This is a genomic window from Aeromonas media (genome assembly GCF_000819985.1).
Taxonomy (GTDB): domain Bacteria; phylum Pseudomonadota; class Gammaproteobacteria; order Enterobacterales; family Aeromonadaceae; genus Aeromonas; species Aeromonas media.
In genome coordinates this window covers 22,480-32,844 of the sequence record NZ_CDBZ01000194.1, presented here as the reverse complement: position 1 = coordinate 32,844, position 10,365 = coordinate 22,480, and the positions used below count along the sequence as shown (strand labels likewise).

Annotated in this window: 8 protein-coding genes; 6 read left to right on the top strand and 2 right to left on the bottom strand. The window is 60.6% G+C overall.

From position 1 onward, the window contains the following. Positions 1 to 68: 68 nt before the first annotated feature. The gene (locus BN1127_RS16550; RefSeq protein ID WP_042650161.1) at positions 69 to 1,124 is read left to right on the top strand and encodes a PA0069 family radical SAM protein; all 1,056 of its coding nucleotides are present in this window, start codon (positions 69 to 71) and stop codon (positions 1,122 to 1,124) included. A gap of 14 nt (positions 1,125 to 1,138) precedes the next feature. Here BN1127_RS16550 and BN1127_RS16545 read toward each other — a convergent pair whose 3' ends face one another. Continuing rightward, a complete protein-coding gene (locus BN1127_RS16545; RefSeq protein ID WP_042650160.1) occupies positions 1,139 to 1,372 on the bottom strand; it encodes a hypothetical protein in 234 nt (77 codons plus the stop codon). 269 nt (positions 1,373 to 1,641) lie between these two features. Beyond that, the gene (gene gyrA / locus BN1127_RS16540; protein WP_042650159.1) at positions 1,642 to 4,422 is read right to left on the bottom strand and encodes a DNA topoisomerase (ATP-hydrolyzing) subunit A; all 2,781 of its coding nucleotides are present in this window, start codon (positions 4,420 to 4,422) and stop codon (positions 1,642 to 1,644) included. Between the two features lie 199 nt (positions 4,423 to 4,621). Between gyrA and ubiG the strand changes: the two genes are divergently transcribed. From ubiG to yfaE, 5 genes are all read left to right on the top strand, one after another. Next, the gene (gene ubiG, locus BN1127_RS16535; protein WP_042650158.1) at positions 4,622 to 5,338 is read left to right on the top strand and encodes a bifunctional 2-polyprenyl-6-hydroxyphenol methylase/3-demethylubiquinol 3-O-methyltransferase UbiG; all 717 of its coding nucleotides are present in this window, start codon (positions 4,622 to 4,624) and stop codon (positions 5,336 to 5,338) included. Further along, positions 5,338 to 6,021 (top strand): HAD family hydrolase, encoded by a 684-nt coding sequence (locus BN1127_RS16530; protein WP_042650157.1) that lies wholly within the window; start codon positions 5,338 to 5,340, stop codon positions 6,019 to 6,021. The genes ubiG and BN1127_RS16530 overlap by 1 nt, the downstream gene beginning before the upstream one ends. Before the next feature lie 539 nt (positions 6,022 to 6,560). Further along, positions 6,561 to 8,828 carry a class 1a ribonucleoside-diphosphate reductase subunit alpha gene (gene nrdA / locus BN1127_RS16525; protein WP_005329715.1) on the top strand — a complete coding sequence of 756 codons (2,268 nt, stop codon included), beginning with the start codon at positions 6,561 to 6,563 and terminating at the stop codon, positions 8,826 to 8,828. 83 nt (positions 8,829 to 8,911) lie between these two features. Then, complete coding sequence (gene nrdB / locus BN1127_RS16520) at positions 8,912 to 10,045, top strand: class Ia ribonucleoside-diphosphate reductase subunit beta (protein WP_042650156.1); 1,134 nt, start codon at positions 8,912 to 8,914, stop codon at positions 10,043 to 10,045. Further along, on the top strand, positions 10,042 to 10,362 hold the full coding sequence (yfaE, locus tag BN1127_RS16515) for a class I ribonucleotide reductase maintenance protein YfaE (protein ID WP_041205821.1): 321 nt from the start codon (positions 10,042 to 10,044) through the stop codon (positions 10,360 to 10,362). Before nrdB ends, yfaE begins: the two co-directional genes overlap by 4 nt. Positions 10,363 to 10,365 lie beyond the last annotated feature (3 nt).

Genomic DNA, 10,365 nt, shown 5'->3' with positions numbered 1-10,365 from the left:
TTCGAAGTTGAATTCGCGCTATCCCGAGCAAAATGACTGTATGTATAAACAGTATCCGGTGTGATGAGATGGCAGGACGAGGCAGCACCCACAATATCGAGCACCGTTTCAGCGGCCCACAGATCGATGTCGTCGACGATGGCTGGCAGGCCGTGGAATGGGAGGCGGCATTTCGTGCGTCCCAACCCCGAACCGAGGTGCGGGAGATCCAGGCCAAGAGCATCATCAGCCACAACCTCTCACCGGACGTCCCCTTCGGCCGCTCCATCAACCCCTATCAAGGGTGCGAACATGGCTGCATCTACTGCTACGCCAGACCCAGCCACGCCTATCTGGAGCTCTCCCCCGGCCTGGATTTCGAGACCCGGCTGTTTGCCAAGCTCAATGCCGCCGCGCTGCTGCGCCGGGAGTTTGCCAAGCCAGGCTATCAGCCGCAGACCATAGTGCTCGGGGCCAACACCGATCCCTACCAACCCATAGAGCACCACTATCGTCTCACCCGTGAGCTGCTGGAGGTGATGTTGGCTCATCGTCATCCGGTGGGGATCATCACCAAGAGCGCCATGATATTGCGCGATCTTGATCTGCTGGCCGAGCTGGCCCGGGGGGGGCTCTGCCAGGTGATGGTGTCGGTCACCACCCTGAACGAGACACTGAGGCGACAGCTGGAGCCCCGCGCCAGCACGGGAGCGGGTCGGCTCAAGGTCATCGAGAGGCTGACACAGGCCGGGATACCTGTGGGAGTGCTGGCGGCCCCCATGATCCCGCGGCTCAACGAGCCCGAGCTGGAGCAGATCATCAAGGGCGCCGTGGAGACGGGCGCCGGCTGCGCCGACTACATACTGCTGAGACTGCCCCACGAGCTGACCACCCTATTTTGCGACTGGCTGGAAGAGCACTACCCCGGCCAGAAGGAGGCCATCCTGAACCAGTTGCGGGCAAGCAGAGGGGGGGCGCTCAACAGCCCCGCCTTCGGGACTCGCATGCGCGGAGAGGGGCAATTCGCCGACTTGCTCGCCCAGCGCTTTCGGCTCATCAGCAAGCGGCTGCAACTGGGCAAGCGCCATATCGCGCTCAACACCTCTGCCTTCATTCGCCCCAACGAGCAGCTGCGCCTGTTCTGATCGCCGGGGCAGCATCAACCGCACTCACAACGCCTCCCCTTCGCCGGTACACCACAAACCATGCCGGCGAGCAGGGCCTCACCCTCTGGCCGAGGCGAGTGCGTGGCCTTGCCCTGGGCGATCAATTCGGCGGGCAGTCGTGCCGGCTCATGGGCCACTTCATCCTCATGTTCCCCTGCCAGCGATGCTGGTTGATGTTCGCCCCATACCCAGCTCCACCAGATCTCCCACATTACCCAGCTAGTCATAAGGTGCTCCTGTTTGATGGCTGCGCGTCGCAGTCTGTTGAGTGCGACAGGGGCAGCTTGGCCTCATCCCATGACAGGGGGATGACGCAGGCATGATGAATTGAGGACAAGGAGGAGTACGGCAATGCTCGCGGTGCGAGTGATCAGCGACGCGTACAGCAACAGGATCAGGCTGACCCATCAGGCTGGGGGCACGCGGCCAGAGACAAACGGCAGCAACAAAAAGAGCGACCCTGGGGTCGCTCTTTTTCATGGTGGAAAACGCGCGATTATTCGTCGCTCGCAGCACCTTCTTCAGCAGATCCTGCATCGGCAGAGCCGGCATCTGGCGCGGTATCGGTGCCTTCGGACACCTCACCGTCAACGGCCACGATGTCGTTCTCTTCCTCGTCGCTCTCGGCAATGCGTTGCAGGCCGACCACAGTCTCGTCTTCACCGGTACGGATCAGACGAACACCGCCGGTGTTACGGCCAATGACGCTCACCTCGGCAACACGGGTTCGCACCAGGGTGCCGCCGTTGGTGATCAGCATGATCTGGTCGGTATCCTCGACCTGGATCGCATCGATCACCTTGCCGTTGCGCTCGTCCACCTTGATGGAGCGAACGCCCTGGGTACCACGACTCTTGGTCGGGTACTCGTCCAGTGCGGTACGCTTGCCGTAACCGTTCTCGGTGGCGGTGAGGATGGCACCGACCCCGCGCGGCACGATGAGGGAGACCACCTTGTCACCGGCACCCAGCTTGATGCCGCGCACACCGGCGGCGGTACGACCCATGGGACGCACACCCTTGAAGGTACCCTTGCTCTCGGTGCCTTCAGTGCTTTCGCCGTTGTCGCTGCCATCCTCGTCGTTGCCAGCGTCGTCGTCGGTCTCGACGTCATCGCTGGCATCCACATCGGCTGCATCGGCGCGGCCGCTACCTTCATTGAAGCGAACGACCTTGCCCGCATCGGAGAAGAGCATGATCTCGTTGCTGCCGTCGGTGATGTCCACCCCGATCAGCTCATCACCCTCTTTGAGGTTGATGGCGCGAATACCGGAGGAGAGCGGACGGCTGAAGTCAGACAGGCTGGTCTTCTTCACGGTACCGTTGGCGGTGGCGAAGAAGACGTACTTCTCGGCATCATATTCCTTCACCGGCAGGATGGCGGTGATGCGCTCACCCTCTTCCAGCGGCAGCAGGTTGATGATGGGACGACCACGGGCGCCACGGGACGCTTCCGGCAGCTGATAGACCTTGAGCCAGTAGACCTTGCCACGGGTGGAGAAGCACAGAATGGTGTCGTGGGTGTTGGCCACCAGCAGACGCTCCACAAAGTCCTCTTCTTTGATCCGTGTGGCCGACTTGCCACGACCACCGCGGCGCTGGGCCTCGTAGTCGGAGAGCGGCTGATACTTCACATAGCCCTGGTGAGACAGGGTGACTACCACGTCTTCCGGGGTGATCAGATCTTCGATGTTGATCTCGGCACTGGACATGCTGATCTCGGTGCGACGCTCGTCGCCATACTGCTCGCGCACGGCCAGCAGTTCATCGCGGATCACTTCCATCAGCCGTTCCGGGCTTGCCAGGATGAACAGCAGCTCGGCGATGAGATCCAGCAGAGATTGGTACTCTTCCAGGATCTTCTCGTGCTCGAGGCCGGTCAGCTTGTGCAGACGCAGGTCAAGGATGGCCTGGGCCTGGATCTCTGTCAGGAAGTACTGCCCTTCACGGATCCCGAACTCCGGCTCCAGCCACTCCGGCCGTGCCGCGTCGTCGCCCGCTTTTTCCAGCATGGCGGCCACATTGCCGAGTTCCCAGCCCTTGGCAACCAGGCCAGCTTTCGCATCCGCCGGGGTCGCACTGTGGCGAATGAGCTCGATGATGGGGTCTATGTTGGCCAGGGCCACCGCCAGACCTTCCAGGATGTGCGCCCGATCCCGCGCCTTGCGCAGCTCGAACACAGTCCTGCGGGTCACCACCTCACGGCGGTGCAGCAGGAAGGCATCCAGGATCTCTTTGAGGTTCATCACCTTGGGCTGGTTGTTATCGAGCGCCACCATGTTGATGCCGAACGTGGTCTGCATCTGGGTGTGCTTGTAGAGATTGTTCAGCACAATCTCGCCGGACTCGCCGCGCTTGATCTCGATAACGATGCGCATGCCGTCTTTATCAGACTCATCGCGCAGGGCACTGATGCCCTCGACCTTCTTCTCTTTGACCAGCTCGGCGATCTTCTCGATAAGCCGTGCCTTGTTCACCTGATAGGGGATCTCGTGAACGATGATGGTCTCGCGACTCGTCTTCTCGTCCACTTCCACCTCGGCCTTGGCCCGCACATAGACGGAGCCGCGACCGGTCCGGTAGGCCTGCACGATGCCGGAGCGCCCATTGATGATGCCGCCGGTGGGGAAATCCGGGCCGGTGACATAGGTCATCAGCTCGTCAATGGTGAGGGCGCCATTCTCGATCAACGCCAGACAGCCGTTGACTATCTCGGTGAGGTTGTGAGGAGGAATGTTGGTCGCCATGCCCACCGCGATACCGGAGGAGCCGTTGATCAACAGGGTGGGTACCTTGGTGGGCATGACAGCCGGGATCATCTCGGTGCCGTCGTAGTTCGGCACCCAGTCCACGGTCTCTTTGTCCAGATCGGCCAGCAACTCGTGGGAGATGCGCGCCATCCGCACTTCGGTGTAACGCATGGCCGCAGCATTGTCGCCATCGACCGAACCGAAGTTGCCCTGACCATCGACCAGCATGTAACGCATGGAGAAATCCTGCGCCATCCGGACAATGGTGTCATACACGGCGCTGTCGCCATGCGGGTGATATTTACCGATTACGTCACCGACCACACGGGCCGATTTCTTGTAGGGCTTGTTCCAGTCGTTCCCCAACTCGTTCATAGCAAACAGAACGCGGCGGTGAACCGGTTTCAAGCCATCACGCACATCCGGCAGAGCTCGTCCTACGATCACGCTCATGGCGTAATCCAGATAGGAACTCTTGAGCTCTTCTTCGATGTTGACCGGCGTGATCTCTCTGGCCAGATCGCTCATAGAAAGCCTTAATCCCTAATTAGTTGTTCTTTGGCTTAAACAGCGCGACATGGTAACACACTGAGCCAAATACCTTAAGCCACAAATCCGGGTAACACGTCGGGCTGGTGTGACCAAGTCCGTCCGTTATAATGCCCGCCAGGACAATAGATTGCGCGCGCCCTGCCCGCTGCGCGCCCTGCCACAGGATCATCGAAAAATGAATAGTGATGCCAATGTCGATCTGACAGAAATCGCCAAATTTGAAGCCATCGCCTCCCGCTGGTGGGACATGGAGGGCGAGTTCAAACCCCTGCATCAGATAAACCCGGTGCGCCTTGACTGGATCACCGACAAGAGCGGCGGCCTGTTTGGCAAACGCGTGCTCGACATCGGCTGCGGCGGCGGCATCCTCTCCGAGAGCATGGCCCGCCGGGGGGCTCGCGTGACCGGCATCGACATGGGCAAAGAGCCCCTCGGGGTTGCCCGCCTTCATGCCCTGGAGCAGGGTGTGGAGCTCGAATATCGCCAGATGACCGCCGAAGCTCATGCCGCCGAGGCCCCGGGCCAGTATGACGTGGTCACCTGCATGGAGATGCTGGAACACGTGCCGGATCCCGCCTCGGTACTGCGCGCCATCGCCACCCTGGTACGACCGGGCGGCAAGGTGTTCGTCTCTACCATCAATCGCAACCCGAAAGCCTACCTGATGATGATCCTGGGGGCCGAGTACCTGCTCAAAATGGTGCCCAAGGGTACCCACGACCACAAAAAGTTCATCACGCCCGCCGAGCTGTGTCGCATGGGGGAAGCCGCAGGCCTGCTGGTACGGGACATGAGCGGCGTTCACTACGCGCCGCTGTCCAACAGCTTCAAACTCGGCAAGAATGTCGACGTCAACTACATGGTGGCCTTCGTGCGCCCGGAGGCCATCTGATGAGCACCGACAAGGCGCCCCTGCGCTGCGTGCTGTTCGATCTGGACGGCACCCTGCTCGACACGGCCCCTGATCTCGGCGCCGCCGTCAACCATGTGCTGGTGAGCGAAGGCTTTGCCCCCCTGCCCGAAGCCATCATCCGCCAGACCACCTCCCACGGGGCGCTCGGGTTGCTCAAGGCCGGTCTTGGCGACGAGCTGCTCGAGGAGCTGGGTGCCACGCGCCTGCGCACCGCCCTGCTCGACCATTACGCGGCCAACCTCTGTGTCGGCACCCGCCCCTATGAGGGGATGCTGGATCTCATCGAATGGCTCGATGAGAAGAAGCTGCCCTGGGGCATCGTCACCAACAAGCCGGGCTTTCTCACGAAGCCGCTGCTGGCCGCCCTGCCCGAGCTTGCCAGCTGCGGCGTGACGGTCAGTGCCGATACCCTGCCGGTGCGCAAGCCAGACCCTGCCCCCATGTACTTTGCCTGCGAGCAACTGGGCGTCGACGCCACCCATTGCCTCTACGTGGGGGATCACGTGCGTGACATCGAGGCGGGACGCAACGCCGGCATGCGCACCGCGGTGGCGGGCTGGGGCTATCTGAGCGATGACGAGGATCCCGCCGACTGGGGTGCAGATCTGCAGTTTGACACCGTGCAAGCGTTGCACCACTGGCTGCGCTACGAGCTGACCTGAACACGGCACGGCATAGGTGGATCATCGGGGCAACTTTAACGCCATGGGGTGGCCAGATGAGCACGACGCTCACTCCTAGAGCCACGCTATGGTCATGACAGGGTGCGCTGATGTGCCCCCTTTTTCGAAGTGGTGACAACCGTGCGCCAACGGGGATCGGACAGCTTTTGACCCTGACTGCACAAGGGATAACCAGGCTGAATTTGCTAGTAAAAACACCCTCTTTTCGCAAGCAAAAAAAGTTATTTAAATTTTCCATCTTCGATCATCAGACTTGCATTTGCCGGATCGGACGGATGAAAACCCACTCACTGTGAGCAGTCACTAACTCGGGCCTGAACACCCACAATTTATCCACAGCTAATGCGTTATCCACAGATTGCAATGCGGTGTCGACCTCACTATCTTGTAGTTCGAATTTAAAATAACACTATATCTTGTGATTCATGGCGCACTTCGCCCCCAGGCCACCATCGAGAATGGCGCCCTGGATGCGTGGCGCCATGGTTTTTCGGGAATCAACTAAAGGTCATCAGCCAATGAACTTGTTTGTGACGAAGCGTAACGGCCACAAAGAACCCATCGATCTGGATAAAATTCACCGTGTGCTCGACTGGGCCGCCGAGAAGCTCGACAACGTGTCGGTCTCCCAGGTGGAGCTCAAGTCCCACATCCAGTTCTATGACGGTATCCGTACCGCCGACATCCACGAAACCGTCATCAAGGCCGCTGCTGACCTGATCTCCGAACAGAGCCCGGATTACCAGTACATGGCCGCCCGTCTGGCCATCTTCCACCTGCGCAAGAAGGCGTACGGCCAGTTCGAGCCGCCCCACCTCTACCAGCACGTCGCCCGTCTGGTGGACATGGGCAAGTATGACAAGCACCTGCTGACCGACTACACCCAGGCCGAATTCGAGGAGCTTAACGGCTACCTGGATCACTGGCGTGACATGGACTTCTCCTACGCAGCGGTCAAGCAGCTGGAAGGCAAGTACCTGGTGCAGAACCGGGTTACCGGCGAAATTTACGAGAGCCCGCAGTTCCTCTACATCCTGGTGGCGGCCTGCCTGTTCTCCAAGTATCCGAAAGATACCCGTCTGGACTACATCAAGCGCTTCTACGATGCGGTGTCGACCTTCAAGATCTCCCTGCCGACCCCGATCATGAGCGGCGTGCGCACCCCGACCCGTCAGTTCAGCTCCTGCGTGCTGATCGAGTGCGATGACAGCCTGGATTCCATCAATGCTACCGCCAGCGCCATCGTCCGTTACGTCTCCCAACGTGCCGGCATCGGCATCAACGCCGGTCGCATCCGGGGTCTCGGTAGCCCCATCCGTGGCGGCGAAGCCTTCCACACCGGCTGCATCCCCTTCTACAAATACTTCCAGACTGCCGTCAAGTGCTGCTCCCAGGGCGGTGTGCGCGGTGGTGCCGCCACCCTGTTCTACCCCCTGTGGCACACCGAGGTGGAGAGCCTGCTGGTACTGAAGAACAACCGCGGCGTGGAAGAGAACCGGGTCCGTCACATGGACTACGGGGTGCAGATCAACAAGCTGATGTACCAGCGCCTCATCAAGGGCGGCGACATCACCCTGTTCTCCCCGTCCGATGCCCCGGGTCTGTACGACGCCTTCTTCGCGGATCAGGACAAGTTCGAGCAGCTCTACGTCAAATACGAGCAGGATCCGAGCATTCGCAAGAAGACCCTCAAGGCGGTGGATCTCTTCTCCCTGATGATGCAAGAGCGCGCCGGCACCGGTCGCATCTACATCCAGAACGTGGACCACTGCAACACCCACAGCCCGTTCGATCCGAGCGTGGCGCCGGTGCGTCAGTCCAACCTCTGCCTCGAGATTGCGCTGCCCACCAAGCCGCTCAACAACGTGGATGACGAAGAGGGCGAGATCGCCCTGTGCACCCTGTCTGCCTTCAACCTCGGCGCCATCGAGAAGCTGGAAGACCTGGAAGAGATGGCGGATCTCGCCGTGCGCGCCCTGGATGCCCTGCTCGACTATCAGGACTATCCGCTCAAGGCTGCAATGAAGGGCAGCATGAACCGCCGCACCCTGGGGATCGGCGTCATCAACTACGCCTACTACCTGGCCAAGAACGGTGCCCGCTACTCCGACGGTTCCGGTCTGGCGCTGACTCACCGTACCTTCGAGGCGATCCAGTACTACCTGCTGAAGGCCTCCGTGCAGCTGGCCCGCGAATTCGGCCCCTGCCCGGCCTTCAACGAGACCACCTACGCTCAGGGGATCCTGCCCATCGATACCTATAAAAAGGATCTCGATGTGCTGTGCAACGAGCCGCTGCATCTGGACTGGGAAAGCCTGCGTGAAGAGATAAAGACCGTGGGTCTGCGCAACTCCACCCTGACCGCCCTGATGCCAAGCGAGACCTCCAGCCAGATCTCCAACGCCACCAACGGCATCGAGCCGCCGCGCGGCCTGGTGTCGGTCAAGGCTTCCAAGGACGGCATCCTCAAGCAGGTGGTACCCGAATACCATCGCCTGAAGGATCAGTACGAACTGCTGTGGAAACAGCCGAGCGTCGATGGCTACCTGCAGCTGGTCGGCATCATGCAGAAGTTTGTGGATCAGGCGATCTCCGCCAACACCAACTACGATCCGGCCCGTTTCGAAGGCAACAAGGTCCCGATGAAGCAGCTGCTCAAGGACTTGCTGACCGCCTACAAATACGGCCTCAAGACCCTCTACTATCACAACACCCGTGATGGTGCGGACGATGCCCAGACCGATCTGCAAGACGACGGTTGCGCTGGCGGGGCTTGTAAAATATAAGTCGCTGCACGATCTGATGAACCGGGCGGGAGCATGAAGCTCCCGCCCTCCTGTCTCCCCTTATTCAAGACATTCAAATCACCATGGCTTATTCAACGTTCTGCCAGACCCAAAACGACCAGCTCAAGGAGCCGATGTTCTTCGGCCAGTCGGTCAACGTGGCCCGTTATGATCAGCAAAAGCACGACATCTTCGAGCGGCTGATCGAGAAGCAACTCTCCTTCTTCTGGCGTCCGGAAGAGGTGGATGTCTCCCACGATCGCATCGACTATCAGGCCCTGCCACCCCACGAGCAGCACATCTTCATCTCCAACCTGAAGTACCAGACCCTGCTGGATTCCATCCAGGGTCGCAGCCCGAACGTGGCGCTGCTGCCACTGGTCTCCATCCCGGAGCTGGAGACCTGGATCGAGACCTGGGCCTTCTCCGAGACCATCCACTCTCGCTCCTACACCCACATCATCCGCAACATCGTCAACAACCCGGGCCAGGTGTTCGACGATATCGTGACCAACGAGCAGATCCTCAAGCGTGCCGGCTCCATCAGCCACTTCTACGACGATCTGATCGAGGCGACCGCGCTCTACCACTTGCACGGTGAAGGTACCCACCGCGTGGCGGGCCGCGAGGTCTCCATCAGCCTGCGCGAGCTGAAGAAGAAACTCTATCTGTGCCTGATGAGCGTCAATGCCCTGGAGGCGATCCGCTTCTACGTCAGCTTCGCCTGCTCCTTTGCCTTTGCCGAGCGCGAACTGATGGAAGGCAACGCCAAGATCATCAAGATGATCGCCCGCGATGAAGCCCTTCACCTGACCGGCACCCAGCACATGCTGAACCTGATGCGCAATGGCCTGGACGATCCCGAGATGGCCGAGATTGCCGCCGAGTGCGAGCAAGCCTGCTTCGACATCTTCAAGGAAGCAGCCGAGCAGGAGAAAGAGTGGGCCGAGTACCTGTTCCAGGATGGCTCCATGATCGGCCTGAACAAGGACATCCTCTGCCAGTACGTGGAGTACATCACCAACCTGCGCATGAGCGCGGTCGGCCTGCAACCCGCCTTCATTGGTGCCAAGCAAAACCCCATTCCCTGGATCAACACCTGGCTCTCCTCCGACAACGTGCAGGTGGCGCCCCAGGAAGTGGAGGTGAGCTCCTATCTGGTCGGCCAGATCGACAGCGAAGTGCACGCAGACGACCTGGGTGATTTCGAGCTGTGAGTGACGCCACCGGCACGCTGACCCCTGCCCCGCACGCGGTCCCCGCGCAGAGCGAAGCAGGCTCGCCACGGGTGCATACCCAGGATGGCGTGCTGCACGCCCATCCCGGCGAGAGCGTGCTGGAGACTCTGGAGCGCCACGGTCATCACGTGGAGTTCCAGTGCCGCAGCGGCTATTGCGGCGCTTGCCGCACGCCCTTGCTGGCAGGCTCGGTGCACTACGCCGCCGTGCCGCTGGCGTTTGTCTCCCAGGGGGAATGCCTGCCCTGCTGCTGCCAGCCGGTGGGTGCCATCCGGTTGGACATCCAGAAGGGCTGACGC